The organism is Streptomyces sp. NPDC000410 (assembly GCF_040300305.1).
In the GTDB taxonomy this organism is placed as follows: Bacteria; Actinomycetota; Actinomycetes; order Streptomycetales; family Streptomycetaceae; genus Streptomyces.
This window is the reverse complement of the sequence record NZ_JBEPDM010000012.1, coordinates 121,669-147,049: the sequence shown is the minus strand read 5'-3', so window position 1 is coordinate 147,049 and position 25,381 is coordinate 121,669. Positions and strand designations below refer to the sequence as shown.

The following is a 25,381-nucleotide window of genomic DNA, read 5'->3' as shown; positions in this document are numbered from 1 at the left end:
CCCGCAAGTGAGGAGAGATCCAGTGAACAAGACCCTCGTCGGCGGCGCGGCCGCCGCCACCGCCCTCGCCGCCCTGATGAAGCAGATCCTGCCCGACCTCAGGCGCTACCTGCGCATGCGCAGGATGTGACGCCGTCACCCGGCCACCACCGAACGGCGTCACCGGGCCACCACCGAACGGCGTACGCGGCCCGCGGGCATCGGCGAGCCGCCGCGCCCGCGCCCGTACCCGGCCGTGTAATGAACGCGACCTGACCGACCCGCGACCTTCGACGGCAGGACGGTGACCGTGCACGAGATGTCCATCGCCCTGGCCGTCGTCGGCCAGGTGGAGGAAGCGGCGCGCGACCGCGGCGTCACCGCGGTCAGGGCCGTACGGCTCCAGGTGGGCGAACTGGCCGGGGTGGTCCCCGACGCCCTCGCCTTCTGCTTCGAACTGGCCTGCGCCGGAACCGTCCTGGAAGGCGCCGAACTGGTCGCGGAACCCGTACCGGGACGCGCCCGCTGCGCGCCGTGCGCGGACGAATGGGCGGTCGGCATGCCGCCGAACCTGTGCTGCCCCGGCTGCGGCGAGCCGACCGCCGAACTGCTCGCGGGCCGCGAGCTGCAGATCGTCAGCGTGCGCTGGGAGGACGGCCAGGATCACGCGTGCGCCGACGGACAACACGCACGACCCGGCGAACAATCCGAACGCACCTGCGAACCCGTCCTTGAGGAGCGCTGAACCATGTGCCGTGTGGTCGACCTTCAGCAGGCGGTTCTCGCCAAGAACGACGCGACCGCGCACACCCTGCGCGCAGGGCTCGCGGCCGGCGGCACCACGGTCGTCAACCTGCTCTCCAGTCCCGGAAGCGGGAAGACCGCCCTGCTGGAGCGTGAACTCCTCCTGGCGCGCGAGCGGGACGTGCCCGTCGCGGCACTGACCGCCGACCTCGCCACCGAGAACGACGCGCTGCGCCTCGCCCGGTCGGGTGTCCCGGTCAAGCAGGTGCTCACCGACGGACTGTGCCATCTGGAGGCCGGCATGCTGGCCGGGCACCTGCACGGATGGCTGCCGGAAGGCACCCGGCTGCTGTTCGTGGAGAACGTCGGCAACCTCGTCTGTCCCGCCTCCTACGACCTCGGCGAGACCCTGAGAGTCGTCCTCGCGTCGGTGACCGAGGGCGAGGACAAGCCGCTGAAGTACCCGACCGCTTTCGGTCTGGCCCATCTCGTGGTGGTGACCAAGACCGACATCGCGAGCGCCGTCGGGTTCGACGAGGAAGCCTTCCGCGCCCACCTGGAGCAGGTCAATCCGGGAGTGGAGGTGCTCCTCACCTCCGCACGGGACGGCACGGGAGCGGGCGCCCTGCTGGAGCGGGCCCTCGGGGCCGCGGACGGCGCGGCGCTCCACGCCCCGGTCATGGCCGGGCACCGGCACCCGTGAGCGCACCGGAGCCGGACAGCGCCGTCGCCGAGGACGTACTGCGCCGCCGGATCACCGTCCGTGGTGTGGTGCAAGGTGTCGGGTTCCGCCCGTTCCTCTACACCCTCGCCACCCGGCTGGACCTGAACGGGCAGGTGACGAACACCGGCGACGGGGTCGTCGCCGAGGTCGAGGGCGACCCCTCGGCCGTGGCGATGTTCTGCGACCGGATCGCCGTCGACGCCCCGCCGCTGGCCGTGGTGGAGTCCGTCGACCACCGCGACGTACCCGCCACCGGCGACGCCGGATTCGTCATCGCCGCCTCGCGGTCACAGGGGCCCGTGCGCACCCTGGTCTCCCCGGACGTGGCCACCTGCGCCGACTGCCTCACCGAGCTGGCCGATCCGGCGGACCGGCGCCACCGCCACCCGTTCATCACCTGTACGCACTGCGGGCCGCGCTTCACCATCGTCACCGGCCTGCCCTACGACCGGGCCCACACGACCATGGCCGGCTTCCCGATGTGCGCCGACTGCGCCCGCGAGTACGCCGACCCGGCCGACCGGCGCTTTCACGCGCAGCCCGTCGCCTGCCCCGCCTGCGGCCCCCGGCTGCGTCTGCTCCTCGCCTCCCCGGATCCCGCGCGGCCGCCCCGCCCGGCAGCCGTGGCGGATCCGGTCGCCGAGGCGCGCGAACTCCTGGCCGGTGGCGCGATCCTCGCCGTCAAGGGGCTCGGCGGCTATCACCTCGCCTGCGACGCGTCCGACGCCGGGGCCGTGGCCCGGCTGCGCCGTCGCAAGGCGCGCGGCGACAAGCCGTTCGCCCTGATGGCACGGGAGATCGCCGACATCGAGCAGCTCGCGCACGTGGGCCCCGAGGAGCGCGCCCTGCTGACCGGCGGCGTCCGGCCCATCGTCCTGCTGCGCCGTCGCGCGGACGGCCCGCCGCTGGAGGGCGTCGCGCCGGGCAACGGCGATCTGGGCGTCATGCTCCCCTACACGCCGCTGCACCATCTGCTGCTCGGCCTGCCGGGGGACCCGGAAGGCCCCCGGCTCCTCGTCATGACGAGCGGAAACGTCGCCGGAGAGCCGATCGTCACCGATGACGACGAGGCCCTGGACCGGCTGGCCCACCTCGCCGACGCCTGGCTCGCGCACGACCGGCCGATCCATGTGCCGTGCGACGACTCCGTGGTCCGTGTCTGCGACGGCGAGCGGCTGACGGTGCGACGCTCGCGCGGGTACGCCCCGCTGCCCCTCGCGCTGCCGGTGTCCGTACGGCCGGCGCTGGCGGTCGGGGGCGACCTGAAGAACACCTTCTGCCTCGCGGGCGGCCGCAGGGCCTGGCTGTCCGCGCACGTCGGCGACATGGACGACCTCGCCACCCAGCAGGGCTTCGAGCGCGCCGAACGTCATCTGGAGACGGTCACGGGAGTCACGCCCGAGGTCCTGGCGGCCGACCGGCATCCGGGCTACCGCTCCGGGCAGTGGGCGCGGCGGCACGCCGCGGGCCGGCCGGTCGTACGTGTCCAGCACCATCACGCCCACGTCGCGGCCGCGATGGCCGAGCACGGTCTGGACGGCGGCACGCCGGTGATCGGAGTCGCGTTCGACGGCACCGGCTACGGCGACGACGGGGCCGTGTGGGGAGGGGAGTTCCTGCTCGCCGACTACGACGGGTTCACCCGGTTCGGACACCTGGCGTACGTCCCGCTGCCGGGCGGCGACGCCGCCGTGCACCGGCCGTATCGCATGGCACTCGCGCATCTGCGGGCGGCGGGCATCGCCCGGTCCGGCGACCTGCCCTGCATCGCTGCCTGTCCGCCCGATGAACTCACCGTCCTGGAACGGCAGTTGGAACGGGACCTGAACTGTGTCCCCACTTCCAGCATGGGCCGCCTGTTCGACGCGGTCTCGTCCCTCGCGGGGGTGTGCCACCGGGCGGGGTACGAGGCCCAGGCCGCCATCGAGCTGGAGGCCGCCGCCCGGACCGCTGACGCGGGGGACACCGGCGGCTACGCGTTCGCACCGCTCCGCCCGGCGGCGGGCGGCGGGGCCGCGGTGATCGCGGACCCGGCGCCCGTACTGGCGGCCGTCGTCGACGACGTACGGGCAGGCACCGGGCCCGCGCGCGTCGCGGCCCGATTCCATACCGCGGTCGCCGGTCTCGTCCACGGGATGTGTCTGCTGGCGCGCGAGCGGCACGGACTCGACCACGTCGCCCTGACCGGCGGGGTGTTCGCCAACGCTCTGCTGTCGACGGCGTGCGCGGCGGCGCTCCGCGCGGACGGCTTCACCGTTCTGCGCCACCAGCAGGTGCCGCCGAACGACGGGGGGCTGGCGCTCGGCCAGCTTGTCGTGGCCGCCCGGAGCCGGGCGAGTGACCGAGGCGATTGAGACGCGACCGAGACGCCACTGCGCGACCGGCGTGACCGACGCGCACCGACGCGACAGACGCGACCGACGTGAACCGACCCACAGCGAGGAGAGGCCCATGTGCCTGGCCGTACCGGGCAGAGTTCTGGACATCGAGGAACGGGACGGCACCCGTATGGCCACCGTCGACTTCGGCGGCGTGGTCAAGGAGGTGTGCCTGGAGTACCTGCCGGACCTCCGGATCGGCGAATACGCCATCGTCCACGTGGGCTTCGCCCTGCAACGCCTGGACGAGGAGTCGGCCAAGCAGACGCTCGAACTGTTCGCGACCCTCGGCATGCTCCAGGAGGAGTTCGGCGATCCGTGGGAACTGGCGGCGGAGGCGAGCGGATCCCCCTCGCCCGTCGCAGGAGGAGACGTACCGCAGGAGGCACAGCAGTGAAGTACATCGACGAGTTCCAGGACCCCGACCTGGCCCGGCGGCTCCTCGACGAGATCCACTCCGGGGTGACCCGACCGTGGGCGCTGATGGAGGTCTGCGGGGGACAGACGCACACGATCATCCGGCACGGCATCGACCAGCTGCTGCCGGACCAGGTGGAGCTGATCCACGGGCCCGGCTGCCCGGTGTGCGTCACCCCGCTCGACGTCATCGACAAGGCGCTGGAGATCGCGTCCCGTCCCGAGGTGATCTTCTGCTCCTTCGGCGACATGCTCCGCGTCCCCGGTACGAACCGTGACCTCTTCCAGGTGCGCGGCGAGGGCGGCGACGTCCGCGTCGTCTACTCGCCGCTCGACGCGCTGCGGATCGCGCAGAGCAACCCCGGGCGTGAGGTGGTGTTCTTCGGCATCGGGTTCGAGACCACGGCGCCCCCCAACGCCATGACGGTGTACCAGGCGCGCAAACTGGGGATCCCGAACTTCAGCCTGCTGGTCTCCCATGTGCGGGTGCCCCCGGCGATCGAGGCGATCATGCAGTCGCCGAGCTGCCGGGTGCAGGCCTTCCTCGCGGCCGGACACGTGTGCAGCGTGATGGGCGTCGACGAGTATCCGGAACTGGCCGAACGCTTCCGGGTCCCGATCGTGGTGACCGGCTTCGAGCCGCTGGACATCCTCGAAGGCGTACGCCGTACCGTCCTGCAACTGGAGCGCGGCGAGCACACGGTGGACAACGCGTATCCGCGAGCGGTCCGGCCCGAGGGGAACCTCGCCGCCCGCGCCATGCTGGAGGACGTCTTCGAGGTGACCGACCGGGCCTGGCGCGGCATCGGCGTCATTCCCGACAGCGGCTGGCGGCTGTCCGAGCGGTACCGGGACTATGACGCCGAGCATCGCTTCTCGGTGACCGGGATCGACACCAAGGAGCCGGCCGAGTGCCGCAGCGGGGAGGTCCTGCAAGGACTGCTGAAGCCGCACGAGTGCGAGGCGTTCGGCACCACCTGCACGCCCCGCAACCCGCTCGGAGCCACCATGGTCTCCAGCGAGGGGGCCTGCGCCGCCTACTACCTCTACCGGCGGCTGGATCTGACCACCGCGTCCACCCCGACTGCCGCGTCTGCCCCGTCCGCCGCGTCCGTCGCGTCCAGGGAGGCGAGCCCCGTTGTCTGAGACGACCCGAGCGCCGCACCGTCAGGAATTCCCGGACCTCGCGGCCTGGACGTGCCCGGTCCCGCTGCGTGAGACGCCCCGCGTGGTGATGGGCCACGGGGGCGGCGGGGCGCTGTCGGCCGAACTGGTCCAGCACGTCTTCGCGCCCGCCTTCGGAGGGGAGACGCTCGCGCAGCTGGGCGATTCCGCGGCGATCTCCCTGGGCGGCGCGCGCCTCGCGTTCTCCACCGACTCCTTCGTGGTGCGGCCGCTCTTCTTCCCCGGCGGCGGCATCGGGGACCTCGCCGTCAACGGCACCGTCAACGACCTGGCCATGAGCGGTGCCCGGGCCGCGTACCTGTCCTGCGGCTTCATCCTGGAGGAAGGCGTCGAGATCGCGGTCGTCGCGCGGGTGGCCGAGGCCATGGGCGCGGCCGCGCGGGCGGCCGACGTGGAAGTGGCGACGGGGGACACCAAGGTGGTCGAAGCCGGCCACGGGGACGGCATCTTCATCAACACCGCGGGCATCGGTCTCATCCCGCCGGGGGTCGATCTGCGCCCGCAGCGGGTCGTCCCCGGCGATGTGGTCATCGTCAGCGGCGCGATCGGCGTCCACGGAGTCGCGATCATGAGCGTCCGCGAGGGGCTCGAGTTCGGAGTGGAGATCGAGAGCGACTGCGCGGCGCTGGGCGGGCTCGTGGCGGACATGCTCGCCGTGACCACCGACCTGCACGTGCTGCGCGACCCCACCCGTGGCGGACTGGCCGCCGCCCTGAACGAGATCGCGGCGGCCTCGGGTACGGGCGTCGTCATCCAGGAGCGGAGCGTTCCGGTGCCGGGACCCGTGGCCAACGCCTGCGCCGTCCTCGGCCTCGACCCGATGTACGTCGCCAACGAGGGCAAGCTGGTCGCCTTCGTCCCGCGCGAGCACGCCGAAGCGGTGCTGGCCGCGATGCGCGCGCACCCGCTGGGCAGGGACGCCGCGATCATCGGCGAGGCCGTGGACGCGCACGCCGGCATGGTGGTGGCCCGTACCGGACTCGGTGGAACGCGGGTCGTCGACCTGCCCATCGGGGAGCAACTGCCCCGTATTTGCTAGGCGATAGCCGTATACGGGGTACGGCTATCGGCCACGGAGTCCGCACACGTCCGAACGCGTACTTGACGCGCTCACCGGGTCGCGGTGTTCCCTGTTGCCGCTCAGGGCACGCGTGCCACTGCGGACGACAGGGGGAGACATGGCGAGGTCGGGACGTCCACAGGGAGACATGAAGGGGGCAACCGGTGCGGCCAACGAGCTGGCGCGCTTCCTGAGGGAGGCGACCGAGGGACTGACCGTCAGGGAGATGGCGAGGCGATACGGGGGCGGCAAAACGCTCTGGAGCGAGTACCGGTCCGGTGCCCGGATCATCCCCCTCGGGCGGCTCAACACCGTCCTCCGGGACCGCGTGCGCGACGCCCGGGGGCGCGGGCTGATGTTCGACCGGGCGCGCCGATTACACGACGCGGCGCTGGCCGCGGAGGTGGAACGGGCCCCTGGGCGCAGCCTGGAGGAGGCGTTACAGCGGGCGCAGGCGGACCTCGCCGAATCCGGCAGGCTCGTACAGACGCTCCTCGCGATCATCACCATGCTGCAGGAACAGGTCACGCGGTCCGCCCGCACCGGCACGGCGGACACGGTGACGACGCCGTCGGCACCGACGAGGGACGTCTCCGTGGCCGAGGCGGAACCGGATCGGCTGCTCGTCCATCTCGAAACGGCATTCCACCAGTTGGGGACCGCGTGGAGCCTTCAGACGGCGGCACGGCAGACGTACGCGGACGCGCAGGCCCGCTCACGTGAGTGCGGAGAGGGCGCGACGGCGGGTACGGAACTGACCCTCGCGCTCGCCCGGGTGGGCAGCGCGCTGGAGCTCCACCGGGAGAGCATCGGGCGGCTCTGGTCGGACACGAGGGCGGTCGCACGCGCCCACGAGGTGGTCGAGGGCGTCGTCCTCGAACGCGTCGACAACGCGGTGTCCGTGGCACCGGTGTCCTCCGTCGTGGAGGAGTGGCACCCGGACGCGCTGCCCGGCCCGTCCGCGTCGCCAGGGCGGCCTCGCGCCCTCGCGATCGCCGCGGTCGCGGCCTCCCTCGCCCTCGCCCTCGTCGCGGTGGCCACCGCCGTCGGCGTCGTGACCGGCAGCCGGCAGCACACCACCACGCGGGCGTTGAGCGGCGAGCCGGGTACGGTCCCTACGCCCCCCGCCCCCGCCGCGAAACCCGCCGCGAAACCCTCCGCGCCGCCCGCCCACGGCACCCCGACGCAGCCACCGGCCGCCGCCCCCACCGCGAGCGGGACGCCGCCGCGGACCGCACCGAGCACGAAGCCGTCCGCCCCCGCCTCCCGGCCGCCGTCCGTGCCGACCGCGCTCCCCGCCCCGCTGCCCCCGCCCCCGTCCGCGGCCCCCATCGTCAGACCGTCCGCGCCGCCGCTCCCGGACGGTCTGCTGCGCCTGACCAACATCGCCAGCCGCATGTGCCTGGCGGCGCCCAGAGGGAGCGTCACCCCCGCCGAAGGCCTCGTACAGACCGGCTGCGGCGCCGACTTCGAGCAGTTCTGGCAGCTCACCCACGAGGGAGCGGGCCCGGCAGGGCCCGTGTACGCGGTGCGCAACCGGCACAACGGCCTCTGCCTGTCGGTGGACGCGGCGCGCACGACGAACGACGCCGTCATCACGCAGTACTCGTGCGGTGACGAGAACGGCCTGTTCCCCGACCAGTTCTGGAGCTTCCGCTACAACGCCACGTACCGGGCATGGCATCTGGTCAACCGCAACAGCGGCAAGTGCGTCTCCGTCCGCTCGGGCGGCGGCGACCTGGAGCAGGCCCTGCAGGGGGAGTGCGCCGACGATCCCTGGCTGTTGTGGCGTACCTGAGGTCGGACGCGAACCGGTCCCGCCCGGCCGGGGAGGGCCTGGGCGGGACCGGTCAGCGGCTGCCGGGGCTACGGCAGCTGGGTCACGCAGTGCGAGGCGATGTTGTTGTCGAGCAACTCACCCGAACCCTGACCGGTGCCCTGGTCGAATCTCCACTGGCTGAGGTTGGCCAGGTAGACGCCGTTGTAGACCCCCCGGCGGGCCTTCTGGCAGTTGAGCCCCCAGTGGACCCAGACGTCGTCGTTGACGCCCGGGTAGCGGTCGTTCCACAGCGAACTCGCCGTGTTCCAGCAGTCACCCCAGTTGTAGGAACTGCCTGCCCAATAGCCGCAGAGGTTGATGTAGTTGACGTTGTACCACGCCTTCATCAGCCCTTCCGCCCGTACCCCGACATCCGCTCGCGGAGCGGGGGCGTCGGCGGCGTGGGCGGGGAGGCTGTTCGTGGCCCCCATGGCGGCGGCGAGCGCCGCGCCTGCCACCAGTGTGCGCAGAGATTTCATGAGCCGGTCTCCTCGTCTGTTCGCTGTCGGATTGCTGTCGACGTGCGGTTGCGGTGTCACCGGGCGGCGATCACCTCGCGCGCCCGGGGCAGAGCGGCCAGCTGGAGCCGGTGCGCGGTGTCCACGTCGGCCCCGTAGCGCTGCCGCAGCCGGGTTTCGTGCGTCCGGTTCAGCCGGCGTACTGTCTCGGCCAGACCGGAGGACTGAGCGCAGGTCGCTTCCGCGACCGCCAGGCGGATCTCCGTGCTTCGCGGCACCGGGAGCGCGTCCCGGACGGCGGAGGGACCGGCGAAGTCGTGGCCCGCGGCGCGCATGCACGCGGACCAGGGCCGGACGGCCCGCGCGAAGGCCGGGTCGGCGCCCGTCCGTTCGCTGACCATCGAGGTCAGCGAGGTGAGCGTCGTACGTGCCTGGAACCAGCCCGGCAGGTCCCGGTACAGCGACCGGTCCGCCTGCGACTGGCAGCCGTCCGGGCTCCGGCTCATCCGCATGCCGTCAGGGGTGGTGGCGGTGAGACCCTCGGGACGGCCGCCGTTGGCCGCGATCAGGGCTTCGGCCCGGCGGCTCGCGCTCAGGCCGGCGAAATAGCGCTGATTGACGTCGTCCCGCTGCAACTTCTCCGCGGCGCGCTGGAGATCGGTTCCGTAGCCGTGCCGCCGGGCCCACCCGACGTCGTCGACGACCAGCGGGAAGTCACGCGCGTCGGCGATGGGCCGCCGGGGCACCGGCCGGTAGACGAAGCCCTTGCCGCGCATGCAGTCGCGGAGCAGGATCTCCCGCGCGGTGTGCAGCAGGTCCAGTTCCTCCCACGTCGGCTCCCGCGTCAGCTGCCTCGTCGGCTGCTGCGACGGTGCCGCGCCCCGCGCCGCCGGCGCGCTCCGGGTGCCCTCGGCCCCGGTCGGGAACAGGAAGACCACGGTCGCAGCGACCGACGACACGAGGACGGCGGCGGCGAGCACCGCGTACCGGAGTCGGGACAACGAAACCCCCAGGGACGGATGTGGACGTCGGAAACGTCCTCACCATCTCGGCCGGGGAGTTTGGCCGGCCGCGGCGGAAGAGAGCGGCGCAGGTCACCGGGGGTGCGGTGACCGGACAACCCGTCTTGTCCGCGGACAACGCGCCGGGTGGGCGACAGCCATGTCCCCGGTGGGTGGTCGCCTGCCGTCACTCCTGGCCCGGCGCGGCGTCCTCGCCGCGGGCGGTGTGCGAGCGAGCGGAAGAGCGCATGGCGGCGCGGTATTCGCTGGGGGACATGCCCGTGGCCGTACGGAAGGCGCGGGAGAACCGGTCGGGCTGGGGATACCCCCAGCGCGCGGCGATCGTGTGGATCGTGAGGTGCCCCAGAGCGGGGTCGGCCAGGTCCCTGCGGCAGTGGTCCATGCGCTGCGCTCTGATGTAGGCCCTGGGCGTGGTGCCGGTCTGCTGGAACACACGGTGCAGGTACCGGAGGGAGATCTGGTGGGCCGAGGCGATGGCCTCCGGTCCGAGGGCGGGGTCCCGCAGATGCTCGATGATGAAGGCGCTGATCCGCAGGAACAGCACATCCTGCCCGGATTCGCCGGACGCGGCAGAGCCGCCGGGCCGGGCGGAGTCGTGATCGAAATGGTGGGCCAGCACGGTCGACAGCAGGTCGAGCGCGGTGCCGCCGAGGCGGGTGACATCCCGAGGTGTGCAGTGGGGGTACTCCTTGGCCAGTCCCACCAGGAACTGCCCGAACAGACCGCCGATGCCATCCGACCACGGCAAGGAGAGTCCGCACAGACGGGTGAACTGTTCGTGCGGAAGCCGCAGGAGGTTCTTGGGGAACTGGAAGAGGAGCGTTTCCCCCGGCGTGTCCCCGGCGAAGGTGTCGAATGACTGAGAGCTGTCGAAGAAGCCCATGTCCCCGCGCCTGAGCAGGGAACTCTGCCGGTTCTGCTCGATGCCTATCTCTCCGGCCGTCACGAGGGCGACGTGGTACATCTCCGGATCGGACTGCCTGACGAGCCTGGGTGTCCGCTGTGCGATCACTGAGGCATAGGAGAGGGCGGAGAGCTGCCCGACGCCCAGGGGCATCAACTCGATGCGCGCTCCGAAGGTCGCCGTCTCGAGGAACCTGACGCGCTGGGTCACCTGCGCCAGCGCCATGGTCTCGGCCCACGCCTCCGTCCGTTCGTTCACGGGAAACTCGACCGTGTCGATGACTGTTGAGTGCACCGCTGCTCCCAGCTGCTGGTAACGCCGATTCCAGCCAGTCAGCAAAGTGCACAGACGCCAGGGAACGACAGTGCGTTCCACGCCAACAAGTGTGCGCTGTGAGCCAACCCGCCCTCGGGCCCCCTCGGACAAGATCTGTCCTGCATGACAACCGCTGGTCACGTTGGTGCCGCTACGGGGGGCGGCACCGAACGATCCGCACGCGCGACCAGCGACACACGAGAGGACACCCCTGGAGTGCCAGGGCTGTGTGCCGGTCCCCCGGCCTGCGGCGCGCACAAACCAAAAGGGGCGAAATGGCTTTATTCATCGGCCGCGTCTGGCTACGCGGCCTGGCAGCGCTCGCGCTGGTGCTGGCGGTATTGCTCGGGGCGGTGCAGCCGAGTACGGCCGACGAACCCAGACCGCCGGGGGCGGCACAGGGCCGGAATGTCTTCGAGGAGAACCGTAAGACCAAGGAGTACGAACACCTGCTCTTCGAGCACCCCCTCTTCCGGCCGATCGTCAACCTTCGGTCCCATTTCTTCGATTACCTCGAGAAGAAGGGCCGACAGCCACAAACGGCCTTCAAATCAGCCCGCAATGGCGCGTCCGATCTGATCGACCCCCGGAAGATCCCGAAAGACGTGCGCGATTCGATGATCGGCAAGCCGGTCCACGTCGAGAAGGACGGGAGGGTCTGGGCCGCCGAGATGGTCGACCTCGATGACGTCGCGCGCTTCCTCGACGGCGACGACGAGGCGCAGTTGAGGAGCGCCAAGGTTTCCAAGGTCCTCGCGCTGAGCGCCCTCAGTGGGCCCGACAAGCTCCATTCCGAGGACCTCTTGGCCGACGTGATGCGCGACAACGGCATCAGTCCGACGTGGCGACTCACCGGAGCCTCCGAGCGCCAACAGTGCCGGGACTGCACCGTCCTTTACGACTCGGACACACCCACCTATTTCGCGGGCGAATACGACTTCAACACCGAAGAGGTCGGACTTCAGCAGGCCATCAACAGCGAAATCGAGAAGGGGTATTGGCGCAAGAGCGGTCTCGAGGGAGTCCACAAGCTGCAGCAATGGGTCACGAGTGAGTTCCAGCGGTGGGCCGTACAACGCAAGGAGGCCGGAGGGCCGAAGGGGCTCACGGCCGACGAGGGCGCGGTGCTGGCCGCCGTGAAGAGCGAGATAGAGAATGAATATCGCAGAAAGGGGGCGAAATCAGACGCCAGACTCCAGGTCAAAGCGTTGGAGAGCTTCGAAAAGATCACGGACGCCCGGGCCAAAAGGACCGGAGTGAGATTGGGGGGACTGCTCGCCGACGCGAGGAAGGCAGTCGTCGCCGTGCAACTGAAGAACGGCGCCAAGGCCGACTCCACATTCGTCGCCTGCTCCCAGAAGGGCACCAAGGCACCGCACTCCCAGGCCCCGCCCCAGACACCGGGCCCCCAAGCCCCGGGCGTGCCGGCGCAGCAGGCACTTCTCCTCAGGCCACCGGCCGCCAAGGCCGACCCGTGCGCGGAAGGGGAAACCCCCGCCGAATCCCGTAACACGACAGGGCTGAGCAAAGCGCTCGCGACCCCCGGGGCCGGCCCCGGCGGCATCGACTTCTCCACCATGGAGCTGCGTTATCTGTCGGACCCCGGGGACGGCAGCGGGCTGCAGTACTCGTTCAGCGCGAACCGTGACCCCATGAACGGCGATGCCCGTACGTCCACCGGGCTCGCGGTGACGGACCAGACCTCCGACGCCTTCTTCGTCTGGCTCTCCCTGCACCCCTCGTCGTTCTGGGTCAATCTCAAGCCCAACGAGCCGGACCGCATCGTCGACGACCGCCTCGGTCGCACCGACGTCGGGCGGATCATGCTCCAGGCCGATCTGCGGATGAAGAAGACCATCGGCAAACTCATCCACCCCAACACCAAAAGCGGCCGGGCGTTCTGGGACGGCCTGCGCGGGGACTGCATGTCCTATCGGACGTGGATTCTGCCCGCGCCCGCGTCGGTGCACCAGGACGGCGACAAGCTCTACATCCTCGACGCGCCCCTCGACGTCCGGATGGAGAGCATGTACCTCCAGCAGCGCGGCCAGACGTCCGCCGGTTCGTGCCCGCAGCAGGACAAGGCCACCGAGACCGACAACGAGCGGCTGTTCCGCAGCCTGGTCCTCCCCAAGCTGAAGAACGCGATCAACACCGCGCCCGAGTACGCCGAACTGCGCCGGGTCTACCTCGCCCGAGTCGCCGCGGAGTGGTACCGCGATCTGAGCCGGGCCAGGGACACCACCTACGGCGACCTCGTCGACAAGGGCGACATCGAGAACTGGAAGACCACGACCGACTGGAAGCCCACCGACACCTTCGACGAGTACGTCGACTCGTACACCGACAAGGAGTTCAACGTCAGTCGCAGGACCACCCAGGGCAACACGACCTACATCCGCACCTATGTCTACGGCGGCGTCGATCTGACGAAGATCCCCTTCCAGAAGGTCCCGGACGACCGCTTCGCGACGGAGCACGCGGGCCTGACCAAGGACGTCGACCGGTCCTTGAACGCGCCCTCCACCGCCGACGGGAGCGACACCATCTGGCTCGGAGCGCCCACGCCGCGCCAGGCGGCCGGACTCGGCCCGCCCGAGGACGTCCTGTCCGCAGGCGATTGGGCACTGCGTCTGCTTCCCGTCCTGCTGCTTCCGCCGGCCGCTCTGCTGTGGTGGCGCCGTCGTCGCCTGAGCACGTCCGTCACCGCGAGTCCGTTGCGCCGTAGGGCAGTTCCTCACACCCCTGACCGATTCAACACCCGGAGACCGTCATGACCTCCCCTGCGGACAAGGCGGGCGCGAGCCCGCCACGGCCGGCCCTTCCACCGGATGCCGCGGACCGGGCGGAGCACGAGCACCGTCCCTACGTGCGGCTGATGGCCGCGATCGGCGGGATCGGTGTCGTGGCCGCCGCGGTCGGGGCGCTCGTGGGCTTCACCAGCGATCCGGTCTTCCCGCTGCCGGAGAAGCTGCCGACCGTGCCGTCGAGGCCGGGCATGCCCGGGATGCCGACCGGGCCCGGCGGGCTGCCGAGCGGATTCCCGACCAGCCTGCCCACCGATTTCCCGACAGATTTCCCAACGGACTTCCCGACCGATCTGCCGACGGACTTCCCCACCGACATGCCGACGGACTTCCCGACGGGTCTGCCGACCGGATTTCCGACGGACTTCCCGACCGGATTCCCGACCGACATGCCCACCGACCGGCCCACTGACATGTCGGCCGGTAGGCCAGGCAGGCCCGAGCTTCCGCTACCCGGAGGTACCCCATGACGACGGCGTTCCCACCGGTCGCCCCGCCCCCGGTGCCGCCCCCGGGCCCGCGGATCGTGCGCCACGGCATGTCGGCCGCGATCGCGGTGGCGGTCGCCCTGTCGGCGGCCTTCGCCGTCGGGCACGTCCTTTACTGGACGCAGCCCGAGATCACATCCCCCCTGCCCTGGATGCGGGTGTTCCTGCTCCCCGAGTCGGCCCCCTTCAAGCTGACGCGGGTGCTCCTCTACTGCGGCTGGGGCCTCTCCGCCCTGCTCGGTCTGGTCCTCCTGACCCTGCGCCGAGGCTCCCTCACCCCTGACCCGGCCGCCCGCGCCCGGGCGGTGCGCGCCTGCCAGTCCGGCATTCTGGGTGCCCTGTTGCTGCCCTACGCCGTCATCCCGCTGGACACCCTCGCCGGCGCCCCGCTCTCGCTGCTGATCTGCCTGCCCACCACGGCCGCCGCGCTGCTGTTCGTCCACCGGATGCAGCGATTCCGCCGGATGCCGGGATGGCTGCTGCTGACCGGCTTCGGCTGGGGCGCGCTCATCGGCGGCGGGTTCGGCTCCGTCATGACCATCTGGTTCCAGCGGTACGCGGCCGGCTACCTGCTGGACTGGGAACACCCCCGGGACATGATCCGTACGCTCTACACCCTGCTCGCCCTCAACGCCGGGGTCTTCGCGGAGGTCGGCAAGGCGGCCGGGGTCGCCATCCTCTTCTTCCTCTTCCGGCGACACTTCGACGGTGTGGTCTCCGGTGTCGTCATCGGTGCGGCGGTGGGCCTCGGCTTCAACCTGACCGAAACGGTGCACTTCATGACCGCCATCGAGCCGGGCCAGCAGTCCGCCCAGTTCTGGATACGGCAGGTGGTCGGGCTGATGGCGGTGCACGTGGCGTTCACCGCGCTCGCGGGCGCCGGGTTCGGGGCGGCGCGCAGGCTGCCTGAACTCCGTGACCGACTGCTGGTCGTCGGGGGCGGTGTGCTGGCCGCGATCGGTGGCCACTTCGCGACGGACTCGGTGATGCCGCAGCTCGGCAAGTGGAAGGAGGACCTGTTCTCTCACAACCAGACCCTCGGTCTGCTCCTCGGCGTGCCACTCTTGACGGCCATCACGTCAGGGGTGTTCGTGATCCTGTACGTGCTGATCCTTCGGCGCGGTCTGAAGGAACAGGGCGACGGTCTCGCCCGCGCACTTCAGGCCGAAGCGGAAGCCGGCACGGGCGCGGTCACGGCTCCGGAGGTCGGTCTGCTGCTCGATCCACGCCGCCGCCTGCTGCTCGAGCTGCGCGTGTGGCGCCGCGACGGGACCGCGGGCCTGCGCCACCTGATGCGCCTGCACCAGGCGCAGCTCGACCTGGCCACCCAGCGCGGGCACCGTACCCGCCCCGGCGCCGACTCCTTCGTTCCCGACGAGAGTCTTCTGCGTGAACGTGTACGGGAGTTGAAGGGCATCGCCGCAGCCCCCGGCAGTCCCGCCCTCGCCCCGCAAGAGGAGGTGCACTCATGATGCGACGCTCCCGGATCGTGCGACTGTCCGCCCTGGCCACCGCCACCGCCCTGCTCGTCCTCGGCACGCCCGCATCCGCGTCGGCCCAGTGCTCGGACCCCAACTACAAGGGCAGCCGGTCCTTTCCGGGCGGAAGCTGCCCGGAGTATGTCGCGAACACCTCATCGGCGGCGGTGTGGGCCCTGCTCGTCCTCGCCGGCGGCCTGTGGCTCGCCTTCGCGTGGTCCCGGTCGAGGGACACGACGATCGCTGATCTGGCGGTCGTCGACGCGGTGTTCAGTGATGCGGCGACCGGTGAAACGGTGGCCGGGGTCGGCAGCTGCACCGCTCCCGACCCCGTCATGAACGGAGGCATTGGCCGGCCACCGGGTGCGGGTTCCGCTCAGCAGGGGGGCTCCGGCTGACCCGACAGCCGGTCGAGGCGGTCGTAGTGGGCCGGGGACAGCTGGAGCCGCGCTGCGGCGAGGTTCTCTTCCAGGTGGTCGATCCGCGCGGTGCCCGGGATCGGGAGGATCACCGGCGAACGGCTCAGGAGCCAGGCGAGCGTCACCTGCGTGGGGGTGGCCCCGAGCTCGGCCGCCACGGAGGCGATCTCGGCCCGCGCGCCCGACGCCCCCGCCGCGACGGGCCGCCACGGCAGGAACGCGATTCCCGCCGCCTCGCAGGCCGCGAGCACGGGCTCGTGCTCGCGGTCGAGCAGGTTGTAGCGGTTCTGCACGCTCGCGACGTCGATGATCGCCCGCGCCTGGTCGAGTTCCGTGACGGTGATCTCGGACAGCCCGATCCGGCCCACCTTGCCCTCGGACCGGAGCTCCGCCAGCGTGCCGAGCTGGTCGGCGAGAGGTGTCTCCGGGTCGATGCGGTGCAACTGGAGCAGCTCGATCCGATCGACGCGCAGCCGGCGCAGGGCGTGGTCGACCTGCGCGCGCAGGACGGCAGGACGGCCGTCCAGCCCCCATTCACCCGTGGAGGCCGACCGGGCGACGCCGACCTTCGTGGTGATCTGCAGGCCGTCCGGATACGGGTACAGGGCCTCGGCGAGCAGTTCTTCGTTGGCTCCGCCGCCGTACAGGTGTGCCGTGTCGATCAGCGTGACACCCAGCTCGACGGCCCGCCGGGCGACCGCGAGAGAGGCCTCGCGCTCGGCGGCGGGTTCGGTCGGCAGGCGCATGGCGCCGAATCCGAGCCGCCGTACGGCCAGGTCGCCCCCGATACGGAACGTGGTCGATGTCATCTGATGTCTCCCCCTTCGTCCGAGGGGCCACGCTACGTGGTGGCCGGCTACGGACGCGAGGGACTTCCCGGCGGAACCCAGCGGCCCAGTCAGGCGCACCTCAAGCCCCCGCCGGCCGCGTTCGTGGATTCCGGCGAGTACTCCGGCGAGGGGGAACGAGCCCGGAGGTCAGGAGCGCGGGGGGCGGGGCTGAGCCGCTCGCTCCGCGTCCTTCTCCTTCTTTTCCTTGATGCGCACCGCTTCCTTGCGGACCTCGGCCTGCGTGGCGCGCTCCTTCTGCAGCCACTCGGGAAGGTCCTTCTTCAGCGCGTCGATCTGCTCCGTGGTGAGAGGCTCCGTGATTCCGCCACGCGCGAGCCCGGCGATGGAGACGCCCAGCTTCGCGGCGACCACGGGCCGGGGGTGCGGGCCGTTGCGTCGCAGTTCCTGCAGCCACGCGGGCGGGTCGGCCTGCAGAGCGTTCAGCTCGGTGCGTGAGACGACACCCTCCCGGAACTCGGCGGGGGTGGCCTCGAGGTACACACCCAGCTTCTTCGCCGCGGTCGCGGGCTTCATGGTTTGGGTGGTCTGGTGCGACGTCATGGTGTCAAGGGTATCGAGCGTGTGCGCGACCTTCGACCACGACCGGTAGCCTGGCGACGTGACAGGCTCGGAAGTATCCCCTTCGTTCCGGCTCGCGTACGTCCCGGGAGTGACACCCACGAAGTGGGTGCGGATCTGGAACGAGCGGCTGCCCGACGTCCCGCTGGCCCTCGTGCAGGTGTCCGCGGCGGAGGCGTTCGACGTGCTGCGGGGCCCCGGTGCCGACGCGGGTTTCGTACGGCTGCCGGTCGACCGGACCGACCTCAGCGCGATCCCCCTCTACACCGAGACGACGGTCGTCGTGATCCCGAAGGACCACGTCGTGGCGGCGGCCGAAGAGGTGTCCGCCGAGGATCTCGCCGACGAGATCGTGTTGCATCCGCTCGACGACGTCCTCGACTGGGAGCGCCTGCCGGGACGGCCCGCGATCGAGCGCCCCGCGACGACGGCGGACGCCATCGAACTGGTGGCGGCCGGAGTCGGCGTGCTCGTCGTCCCGCAGTCGCTCGCCCGCCTGTACCACCGCAAGGACCTCACCTACCGGCCGGTCTCCGACGCCCCCGCGTCACGCATCGCGCTGTCGTGGCCGCAGGAAGAGACCACCGACCTGGTGGAGCAGTTCATCGGCATCGTCCGCGGCCGGACCGTGAACAGCACGCGTGGCCGCCCCCCGACCCCGGCACAGCCCAAGCGCAAGCGCCCCGACGCGGGCGGCGCCCAGCGGAAGCCGGCCGGCGGCAAGTCGGCCGCCGGCAAGTCGACCGGTAAACCGACCGGCAAAAGCCCGCGGGCCGGTTCCGGCGGCCCCAAGGGCGGCAAGCGCGGCAAGCCTCGTCGCAGGGCTTAGCCGCGTACGACACGGTCGGCTCACGTCGCGCGCCAGCCGCTCCAGCGCAGGACCGAGACCTCGATCACCGGCCCGCCGGGTGGCCGGTCGGCGTACTGCCTGTACTTCGCCGTGAGCAGGGCGATGCGTCGGGCAGCCTCGGGGGACCGGTCCGGCGACGGGAGCACGCGCGCTTCCCCGTCCGCCCGCGCCCACCACAGGCGGTCCCAGTCCTCCTCGTAGTGGTCGGCGAGCAGGCAGACCGACGGGTTGGCGGCGATGTCGGCCAGGCGTCTCAGCCGCGTCGTCCTCTTGGGTTTGTGATCGACGGCCAGCAGCACCGTGTCGCCGTCCACGGCGAACACCACGGGCACCAGGTGCGGGCGGGCAACGGGGTCGGCCGTCGCGAGGCGGGCGACGCGCGCCGCGGTGAACCGCTGCCGCGCCTCGGCGCTCGTCAGCTCGGGCATGGCACCCCTTTCCGGCGGCCACGGCGGTCGCGGCGGTCGCGCGGTGGTTCCGGCGGCCCGGCGGCACGGGGCCACTGCCCCGGCCCGCCGGTCCCGGTACTCCAGGGTCTCCCGTTCCGGCACCGTCGGCACGCACACGTGGTAGAAAACGGTCATCCACCCGCGATCGACCCTTCCGGATCGGCGCCGACGACCTGGAGCCGCAGACCGTGTTCGACCACGTACCCCGCGGCCTCCGTAGAGCGCTCGCAGCCGTGACACTGCTCGGCGTCCTCGCGGTACCGGTGGCCGGATGCTCGATGACCGACCGTCAGGAGGCCTCCGGACCCCCGCGGGGCACGGCGACGGGCAAGGTGGTCCCTCCCGAGCCCCGCGTCGGCTTCGACTACCAGATCGGCGGCGCGTACCCGCCCCCGGCCGGAGTACGGGCCGTCTCCCGCGACCGCTCCGAGGAGCCGGCGGCCGGGCTGTACAACATCTGCTACGTCAACGCGTTCCAGGCCCAGTCGGACGCCACCGGCTGGTGGCAGGCGAACCATCCGGACCTGCTGCTCCGTGACGATGCCGGAGCGCCGGTGATGGACCCGGACTGGGACGAGGCCTTGCTGGACATCTCCACGCCCGCCAAGCGAGAGCGGCTCGCCGCGATCGTGGGGGAGTGGACCGACGGCTGCGCCGCCGCCGGGTACCAGGCGGTCGAGCCGGACAACCTCGACTCCTACGAGCGGTCCGACGGCCGCCTCACTGCCGAGCACGCCCTCGCGTTCGGGCAGTTGCTGATCGCCAGGGCCCACTCGGCGGGCCTGGCGATCGGCCAGAAGAACGCCGTCGGTCTCGCGCAGCGGGGGCGGAGCCTCGGATTCGACTTCGCGGTCGCCGAGGAGTGCGGTCAGTACGACGAATGCGGCCAGTACGCCGCCGCGTTCGACAACCGGGTCCTCGTCATCGAGTACAAGGCGGCGGGCCTCGCCGCCGCGTGCAAGGCCTGGGGCGGCGTCCTGTCGGTCATCCAGCGCGACCTGGACGTCCGCCCCGCCTGGAAGCCCGGACATCTCCGCCGGACCTGCTGACGGGGCTCCGGCCACGCACCCGGCTCGGGGTCAGCCGCTCAACGCCGCCGCCACGACGGACCGGGCCTCCTGCTGGACGCGCGCCAGGTGGTCGGGCCCGAGGAAGGACTCGGCGTACACCTTGTAGACGTCCTCGGTCCCCGAAGGGCGCGCGGCGAACCAGGCGTTGGTGGTGGTCACCTTGATGCCGCCGATGGGCGCCCCGTTGCCCGGGGCATGCGTGAGCACCGAGGTGATCGGTTCCCCCGCAAGGCTGTCGGCCGTGACCTGGCCGGGGGAGAGACGGCTCAGTACGGCCTTCTCCTCGCGGGTCGCGGGGGCGTCGACACGGGCGTAGGCCGGTTCGCCGAACCGGGCGGTGAGCGACGCGTAGTGCTCGCTCGGCGTCCGCTCCGTCACGGCCAGGATCTCCGACGCCAGCAGGTCCAGGATGATGCCGTCCTTGTCGGTGGTCCACACCGAGCCGTCCCGGCGCAGGAAGGAGGCCCCGGCGGACTCCTCGCCGCCGAAGCCGAGGGAGCCGTCGCTCAGCCCGTCCACGAACCACTTGAAGCCGACCGGCACTTCGACCAGCTCGCGGCCGAGGTCCGCCGCCACCCGGTCGATCATGCCCGACGACACCAGCGTCTTGCCGACACCGGCGCCGGCCGGCCACCGGTCACGGTGGCGGTAGAGATAGGCGATGGCCGTGGCGAGATAGTGGTTGGGATTCATCAGTCCGCCGTCGGGGGTGACGATGCCGTGCCGGTCGGCGTCGGCGTCGTTGCCGGTGGCGATCTGGAAGCGGTCGCGCCGCTCGATCAGCGACGCCATCGCGTACGGGGACGAGCAGTCCATCCGGATCCTGCCGTCCCAGTCCAGGGTCATGAACCGCCAGGTGGGATCGGTGTACGGGTTGACGACCGTCAGATCGAGGCGGTGCTCCTCGGCGATACGACCCCAGTACGCGACGGACGCGCCCCCCAGCGGATCGGCGCCGATGCGCACACCCGCGGCGCGCACGGCGTCCAGGTCGAGTACGGACGGCAGGTCCCGCACGTAGGTGCCGAGGAAGTCGTACCGCCCGGTGGCCGGCGCGGCCAGCGCCGCGGCGTAGGGCAGCCGCCGTACCTCCTTCAGACCGCCCGCGATGATCTCGTTGGCGCGCTCCTGGATCCAGCCGGTCGCCTCGGACCCGGCAGGCCCGCCGTTCGGCGGGTTGTACTTGAATCCGCCGTCGGACGGCGGATTGTGCGAGGGCGTGACCACCACGCCGTCGGCCGGGCCGGAGGCGCGCCCGCGGTTGTGGGTGAGAATGGCGTGCGACACGGCCGGGGTGGGGGTGTAGCCGTCGGCGGCGTCGATGAGCACGGTGACGCCGTTCGCGGCGAAGACCTCCACGGCGGTCACCCGGGCGGGTTCGGACAGCGCGTGGCTGTCGGCGCCCAGGAACAGCGGCCCGTCGGTGCCCTGCCGGGCCCGGTACTCGCAGATCGCCTGGCTGGTCGCGGCGATGTGGTCCTCGTTGAAGGCGGTGTCGAGGGAGGACCCCCGGTGTCCCGACGTGCCGAAGGCGACCCGCTGGGCGGGTTCGGCCGGGTCGGGGTGCAAGGCGTAGTACGCGGTCACCAGCCGGGCCACGTCGATGAGGTCCTCCGGCCGAGCCGGCTGTCCCGCGCGCTCGTTCGGCATCCGTCCACTCCTCCGCGTCGGTGGGTGCGATCCGTGCACGAGTCATGATTGCCCTTCGGAGGCGATTCGTGTGGCCGCACCTCCGCCGACGGCCCGTACGCCCGGTAAATCGGTGTCCGACGGACCTCCCGCATACGACAATCGAGGACCACCACCGGGAGGAACACATGAGCCAGGCGAACCTGACTCTCCATGAGCTGCTGCCGCCGCGGGAGCTGGCGGCCGCCCTCGACGCCGGGCACGTCACCCGCAAACCGCACCCCGAACTGCCGCTGTCCATCTACACGTACACCAGGACATGCCAGTACGAGCGCGTGTGGAACCGGGTGACCACCCGCTGCCGTGGCCTGGTCGCCGACGACGCCACCGGCGAGATCGTCGCGCTGCCGCTGCCGAAGTTCTTCAACGTCGGCGAGCACGAGGCCGGACAGCCGTACGCGCCCGCCCTCCCCGACGAGCCGTTCGAGGTGTACGACAAGGTCGACGGCAGCCTCGCCGTGGTCTTCCACTACGCGGGCCGGTGGCGGGTCGCGTCCAAGGGCTCGTTCATCAGCGCCCAGGCCACCTGGGCCCAGCGGCTGCTCGACGGCAAGGACACCGCCGCCCTGGTTCCCGGAGTGACCTACCTCGCCGAGATCCTGTACCCGCAGAACCGGATCGTCGTCGACTACGGCGACCGCCGGGACCTGGTGCTCCTCGCCGCCTTCGGCAAGGACGGCACGGAGATCGCGCTGGCCGACGCCGCGGCCGACTGGCAGGGCATCGGCTCCGTCGTCACCGTCTGGCCCGCCATGCCACTCGCCGAACTGCTCGCCCTGGCCGAGTCCAACCAGCTGCCCGGCGGCCGGGCCGCCACGGGCACCGACGCGGAGGGCTTCGTGCTGCGCTTCGCCTCGGGCGTCCGGGCGAAGGCCAAGCTCTCCGAGTACATACGGCTCCACAAGGTGCTCACCGGAGTCACCGAGCGGGACATCTGGCGCGGCCACGGCATCCAGCGCTTCGCCGGTCTGCCCGCGAAGCAGGTGGCCCAGGCGCTGGGCTGCTCGGCCGCGGACCTGGAGGCGTCCGGCGGCAAGCCCCTCGACGCGCTGCTGGAGCAGGTGCCCGACGAGTTCGACTCGTGGGTGCGCGACGTGATCGCGCGGATCGAGAAGGACGTGGCCGACCGCGAGCGCGCCATCGACGAGGCGTTCGCGTCCCTCGCCCACCTCGCGGGCGACCGGGGCGCCTTCGCCCGAGCGGCGAAGGAGCTGCCCGACGCCGCTGTCCGGCCCGCCATGTTCGTGCGCCTGGACGGACGCCCGACCGAGCTCGTGACGTACCGTTCCGTCCGGCCGCAGGCGCCCGATCCGTACCTGACCGACGAGGAGAACTGACCGTGCCCGTAGTACACGTCATGACGGGGCTTCCGGCCTCGGGGAAGACGACCGCCGCACGGGAGCTCCAGGCGGGCTCCGAGGGCCGGATGCGCCGGGTGAACCTCGACGACCTGCGGACGATGCTCGACATCCCGGCGCCCGAGCGCGGCCGGTCGTACCAGCACGAGCAGACCGTGCTGGCGATCCAGGACGCGGCGGTGCGGGCCGCGGTCGACGACGGCTTCGACGTCGTCGTGGACAACACGCACCTGACCCCCCACATCCCCAAGCGCCTCAAGGCCGCCGTCGCCGGACAGGCCGCGTTCGTCGTGCACGACTTCACCGGCGTACCGGTCGACGAGTGCATACGGCGCGACGCCGGGCGGGAGCGGGCGGTCGGCGAGGAGATCATCCGGATCCTGGCCGACAAGCACACGAAGGCGCGCAAGGGCGGCTGGCAGCTCACCGAGGAGTGGCTGAACGACCAGCCCCCGGTCGAGCCGTACGTCGCCGACCCGGCGCTGCCGGCCGCGGTGATGTGCGACATCGACGGCACGCTCGCCATCAGGGGGGACCGCAGCCCCTACGACTTCACCCGCTGCGACGAGGACCTGCTGAACCTGTCGGTGCGCGGGGCCCTGCACTCCTTCCGGCGCGCCGACGGCGACGTCATCGTCCTGCTGTCCGGCCGCGGCGAGGAGCACCGCGAGCTGACGGAGAAGTGGCTGCACCGCCACGAGGTCCCCTACGACGAGCTGTGGATGCGCGCCGCCGGCGACCACCGCCGCGACGACGTCGTGAAGGCCGAGCTCTTCGACCGGCACGTCCGCCACCGCTTCGCGGTGCGGGTCTCGCTGGACGACCGCGACCGCGTGGTCGCCGTCTGGCGCCGGATGGGCCTGCCCACCTGGCAGGTCAACTACGGCAACTTCTAGCGGGCGTCGCGGGGGAGCGGTCCGACGGCCCTGCCCGGGGCCGTCGGACCGGGGGGACCACGCCCCCGAACTCCCGCTGACCGGCGAGCACCGACAGGACCATGACGGGCACCGGACTGTTGTTTCTGATCACCCATCAATAGGCTCGGTGAGTAAGCCCCTGGTCCCCCGAAGGAGCCGTGTGTCCACCCAACCCGTCCCCGACATACTTTCGCCGGAGTTCGCCGCGGACCCCTACCCCGTCTATCGCGCGCTGCGCAGCGACGTCCCGTTGCTCTGGCACGAAGCCATGCAGAGCTATGTGGTGTCCCGCTACGAGGACGTGGAGGAGGTCTTCAAGGACAAGCAGTCCGTTTTCACCACGGACAACTACGACTGGCAGCTGGAACCCGTGCACGGGAAGACGATCCTGCAGCTCAGCGGACGCGAACACGCCGTGCGGCGCGCGCTCGTCGCCCCCGCGTTCCGCGGCAGCGATCTGCAGAACACGTTCCTGCCGGTCATCGCACGCAATTCACGTGAACTGATCGACGCCTTCCGGGGCCGAGGCTCGGCCGACCTGGTCGGTGAGTACGCCACGCGTTTCCCCGTGCACGTCATCGCCGACATGCTGGGCCTCGACAAGGCCGACCACGCGCGGTTCCACGGCTGGTACACGTCGGTCATCGCGTTCCTCGGCAACCTCGCCGGAGACCCCGAGGTCGCCGCGGCAGGGGAGCGGACCCGTGTCGAGTTCGCCGCGTACATGCTGCCGATCATCGAGAAGCGCCGCGAGAACCCCGGTGACGACCTGCTCTCCAGGCTCTGCGCCGCCGAGGTCGACGGCGTACGCATGAGCGACGAGGACATCAAGGCCTTCTGCAGCCTGCTGCTCGCGGCCGGCGGTGAGACGACCGACAAGGCCATCGCCGGCATGTTCGCCAATCTGCTGGCGAACCCCGACCAGCTGGCCGCCGTCCGGGAGGACCGCTCACTCATCGACCGGGCCTTCGCCGAGACGCTCAGGTTCACCCCGCCGGTGCACATGATCATGCGGCAGACGGCGGCCGAGGTGGAGCTGAGCGGAGGGGTCGTCCCCGCCGGGGCCACCGTGACATGTCTCATCGGCGCGGCCAACCGGGACGGCTCCCGCTACGCCGATCCCGACCGCTTCGACATCTTCCGCGACGACCTCACCACCACGACGGCGTTCTCGGCGGCCGCCGACCATCTCGCGTTCGCCCTCGGCCGGCACTTCTGTGTCGGAGCGCTGCTGGCCAAGGCCGAGGTGGAGACCGCCGTCAACCAGCTCCTCGACGCGATGCCGGACCTGAGGCTCGCCGACGGGTTCGTGCCGCGCGAGGAGGGCGTCTTCACCCGGGGCCCCAAGGCGTTGCCGGTGACGTTCACGCCCGTATCCGGCTAGGTCCGTACGCCGTCGGGAGGGGCCCCGACCGGCCCCGCCCGACGGCGTACGTCACCTC

24 protein-coding genes are annotated in these 25,381 nt (G+C 71.4%); 17 read left to right on the top strand and 7 right to left on the bottom strand.

The genetic code is table 11. From position 1 onward, the window contains the following. Nucleotides 1-22 precede the first annotated feature (22 nt). From ABT342_RS38235 to ABT342_RS16150, 8 genes are all read left to right on the top strand, one after another. The gene (locus ABT342_RS38235) at nucleotides 23-130 is read left to right on the top strand and encodes a DUF6893 family small protein (RefSeq protein WP_502965549.1); all 108 of its coding nucleotides are present in this window, start codon (nucleotides 23-25) and stop codon (nucleotides 128-130) included. A 159-nt stretch (nucleotides 131-289) separates the two neighbouring features. Then, complete coding sequence (locus ABT342_RS16180) at nucleotides 290-724, top strand: hydrogenase maturation nickel metallochaperone HypA/HybF (protein WP_351573121.1); 435 nt, start codon at nucleotides 290-292, stop codon at nucleotides 722-724. 3 nt (nucleotides 725-727) lie between these two features. Further along, nucleotides 728-1,426, top strand: coding sequence for a hydrogenase nickel incorporation protein HypB (gene hypB / locus ABT342_RS16175; protein WP_351573118.1), 699 nt, complete (start codon nucleotides 728-730; stop codon nucleotides 1,424-1,426). Beyond that, nucleotides 1,423-3,801, top strand: coding sequence for a carbamoyltransferase HypF (gene hypF / locus ABT342_RS16170; RefSeq protein ID WP_351573115.1), 2,379 nt, complete (start codon nucleotides 1,423-1,425; stop codon nucleotides 3,799-3,801). Before hypB ends, hypF begins: the two co-directional genes overlap by 4 nt. A 97-nt stretch (nucleotides 3,802-3,898) precedes the next feature. Beyond that, a complete protein-coding gene (locus ABT342_RS16165; protein WP_351573113.1) occupies nucleotides 3,899-4,222 on the top strand; it encodes a HypC/HybG/HupF family hydrogenase formation chaperone in 324 nt (107 codons plus the stop codon). Next, nucleotides 4,219-5,388, top strand: coding sequence for a hydrogenase formation protein HypD (gene hypD / locus ABT342_RS16160; protein WP_351573110.1), 1,170 nt, complete (start codon nucleotides 4,219-4,221; stop codon nucleotides 5,386-5,388). Before ABT342_RS16165 ends, hypD begins: the two co-directional genes overlap by 4 nt. After that, a complete protein-coding gene (gene hypE / locus ABT342_RS16155; RefSeq protein ID WP_351573108.1) occupies nucleotides 5,381-6,466 on the top strand; it encodes a hydrogenase expression/formation protein HypE in 1,086 nt (361 codons plus the stop codon). The genes hypD and hypE overlap by 8 nt, the downstream gene beginning before the upstream one ends. Nucleotides 6,467-6,635: 169 nt before the next feature. Then, a complete protein-coding gene (locus ABT342_RS16150) occupies nucleotides 6,636-8,285 on the top strand; it encodes an RICIN domain-containing protein (protein WP_351573105.1) in 1,650 nt (549 codons plus the stop codon). 68 nt (nucleotides 8,286-8,353) lie between these two features. Here ABT342_RS16150 and ABT342_RS16145 read toward each other — a convergent pair whose 3' ends face one another. From ABT342_RS16145 to ABT342_RS16135, 3 genes are all read right to left on the bottom strand, one after another. Then, nucleotides 8,354-8,785, bottom strand: coding sequence for a hypothetical protein (locus ABT342_RS16145; RefSeq protein WP_351573103.1), 432 nt, complete (start codon nucleotides 8,783-8,785; stop codon nucleotides 8,354-8,356). A gap of 56 nt (nucleotides 8,786-8,841) precedes the next feature. Further along, a complete protein-coding gene (locus ABT342_RS16140) occupies nucleotides 8,842-9,765 on the bottom strand; it encodes a hypothetical protein (protein WP_351573101.1) in 924 nt (307 codons plus the stop codon). A gap of 187 nt (nucleotides 9,766-9,952) precedes the next feature. Then, a complete protein-coding gene (locus tag ABT342_RS16135) occupies nucleotides 9,953-10,984 on the bottom strand; it encodes an AraC family transcriptional regulator (RefSeq protein ID WP_351573098.1) in 1,032 nt (343 codons plus the stop codon). A 296-nt stretch (nucleotides 10,985-11,280) separates the two neighbouring features. On the opposite strand from ABT342_RS16135, the gene ABT342_RS16130 reads away from it, so the two are divergent. The 4 genes from ABT342_RS16130 to ABT342_RS16115 are packed head-to-tail and all read left to right on the top strand — an operon-like array spanning nucleotide 11,281 to nucleotide 16,176. After that, nucleotides 11,281-13,782: a hypothetical protein gene (locus tag ABT342_RS16130; RefSeq protein ID WP_351573095.1), complete on the top strand. Its 2,502-nt coding sequence runs from the start codon at nucleotides 11,281-11,283 to the stop codon at nucleotides 13,780-13,782. Next, nucleotides 13,779-14,282 (top strand): hypothetical protein, encoded by a 504-nt coding sequence (locus ABT342_RS16125; protein WP_351573093.1) that lies wholly within the window; start codon nucleotides 13,779-13,781, stop codon nucleotides 14,280-14,282. The genes ABT342_RS16130 and ABT342_RS16125 overlap by 4 nt, the downstream gene beginning before the upstream one ends. Continuing rightward, a complete protein-coding gene (locus ABT342_RS16120; protein WP_351573090.1) occupies nucleotides 14,279-15,772 on the top strand; it encodes a PrsW family intramembrane metalloprotease in 1,494 nt (497 codons plus the stop codon). The genes ABT342_RS16125 and ABT342_RS16120 overlap by 4 nt, the downstream gene beginning before the upstream one ends. Next, nucleotides 15,769-16,176 carry a hypothetical protein gene (locus tag ABT342_RS16115; protein WP_351573088.1) on the top strand — a complete coding sequence of 136 codons (408 nt, stop codon included), beginning with the start codon at nucleotides 15,769-15,771 and terminating at the stop codon, nucleotides 16,174-16,176. The genes ABT342_RS16120 and ABT342_RS16115 overlap by 4 nt, the downstream gene beginning before the upstream one ends. Here the strand turns inward: ABT342_RS16115 and ABT342_RS16110 are convergent. Both ABT342_RS16110 and ABT342_RS16105 read right to left on the bottom strand, forming a co-directional pair. Further along, nucleotides 16,155-17,006 carry an aldo/keto reductase gene (locus ABT342_RS16110; protein WP_351573085.1) on the bottom strand — a complete coding sequence of 284 codons (852 nt, stop codon included), beginning with the start codon at nucleotides 17,004-17,006 and terminating at the stop codon, nucleotides 16,155-16,157. The two genes, ABT342_RS16115 and ABT342_RS16110, sit on opposite strands and share 22 nt — an antisense overlap. A 168-nt stretch (nucleotides 17,007-17,174) precedes the next feature. Continuing rightward, entirely contained in the window at nucleotides 17,175-17,588 is a 414-nt protein-coding gene (locus ABT342_RS16105) for a DUF5997 family protein (protein ID WP_351573082.1), read from the bottom strand. Nucleotides 17,589-17,646: 58 nt separating this feature from the next. On the opposite strand from ABT342_RS16105, the gene ABT342_RS16100 reads away from it, so the two are divergent. Further along, entirely contained in the window at nucleotides 17,647-18,435 is a 789-nt protein-coding gene (locus tag ABT342_RS16100; protein ID WP_351573080.1) for a LysR substrate-binding domain-containing protein, read from the top strand. A gap of 20 nt (nucleotides 18,436-18,455) precedes the next feature. Here the strand turns inward: ABT342_RS16100 and ABT342_RS16095 are convergent, their stop codons facing one another. Then, nucleotides 18,456-18,884, bottom strand: coding sequence for a TIGR03668 family PPOX class F420-dependent oxidoreductase (locus ABT342_RS16095; protein ID WP_351573078.1), 429 nt, complete (start codon nucleotides 18,882-18,884; stop codon nucleotides 18,456-18,458). Between the two features lie 254 nt (nucleotides 18,885-19,138). Between ABT342_RS16095 and ABT342_RS16090 the strand changes: the two genes are divergently transcribed. Further along, the gene (locus ABT342_RS16090; RefSeq protein ID WP_502965548.1) at nucleotides 19,139-19,954 is read left to right on the top strand and encodes an endo alpha-1,4 polygalactosaminidase; all 816 of its coding nucleotides are present in this window, start codon (nucleotides 19,139-19,141) and stop codon (nucleotides 19,952-19,954) included. A gap of 30 nt (nucleotides 19,955-19,984) precedes the next feature. Here the strand turns inward: ABT342_RS16090 and pgm are convergent, their stop codons facing one another. Next, nucleotides 19,985-21,625, bottom strand: a complete 1,641-nt coding sequence (pgm, locus tag ABT342_RS16085) for a phosphoglucomutase (alpha-D-glucose-1,6-bisphosphate-dependent) (protein ID WP_351573077.1) — start codon at nucleotides 21,623-21,625, stop codon at nucleotides 19,985-19,987. Nucleotides 21,626-21,792: 167 nt separating this feature from the next. Here pgm and ABT342_RS16080 point away from each other — a divergent pair, with 167 nt between their 5' ends. The 3 genes from ABT342_RS16080 (at nucleotide 21,793) to ABT342_RS16070 (ending at nucleotide 25,323) form a co-directional block, all read left to right on the top strand. Further along, nucleotides 21,793-23,001, top strand: a complete 1,209-nt coding sequence (locus ABT342_RS16080) for an RNA ligase (protein ID WP_351573075.1) — start codon at nucleotides 21,793-21,795, stop codon at nucleotides 22,999-23,001. Between the two features lie 2 nt (nucleotides 23,002-23,003). Continuing rightward, entirely contained in the window at nucleotides 23,004-23,918 is a 915-nt protein-coding gene (locus ABT342_RS16075; RefSeq protein WP_351573072.1) for a phosphatase domain-containing protein, read from the top strand. Nucleotides 23,919-24,099: 181 nt separating this feature from the next. Beyond that, on the top strand, nucleotides 24,100-25,323 hold the full coding sequence (locus ABT342_RS16070) for a cytochrome P450 (RefSeq protein ID WP_351573069.1): 1,224 nt from the start codon (nucleotides 24,100-24,102) through the stop codon (nucleotides 25,321-25,323). Nucleotides 25,324-25,381 lie beyond the last annotated feature (58 nt).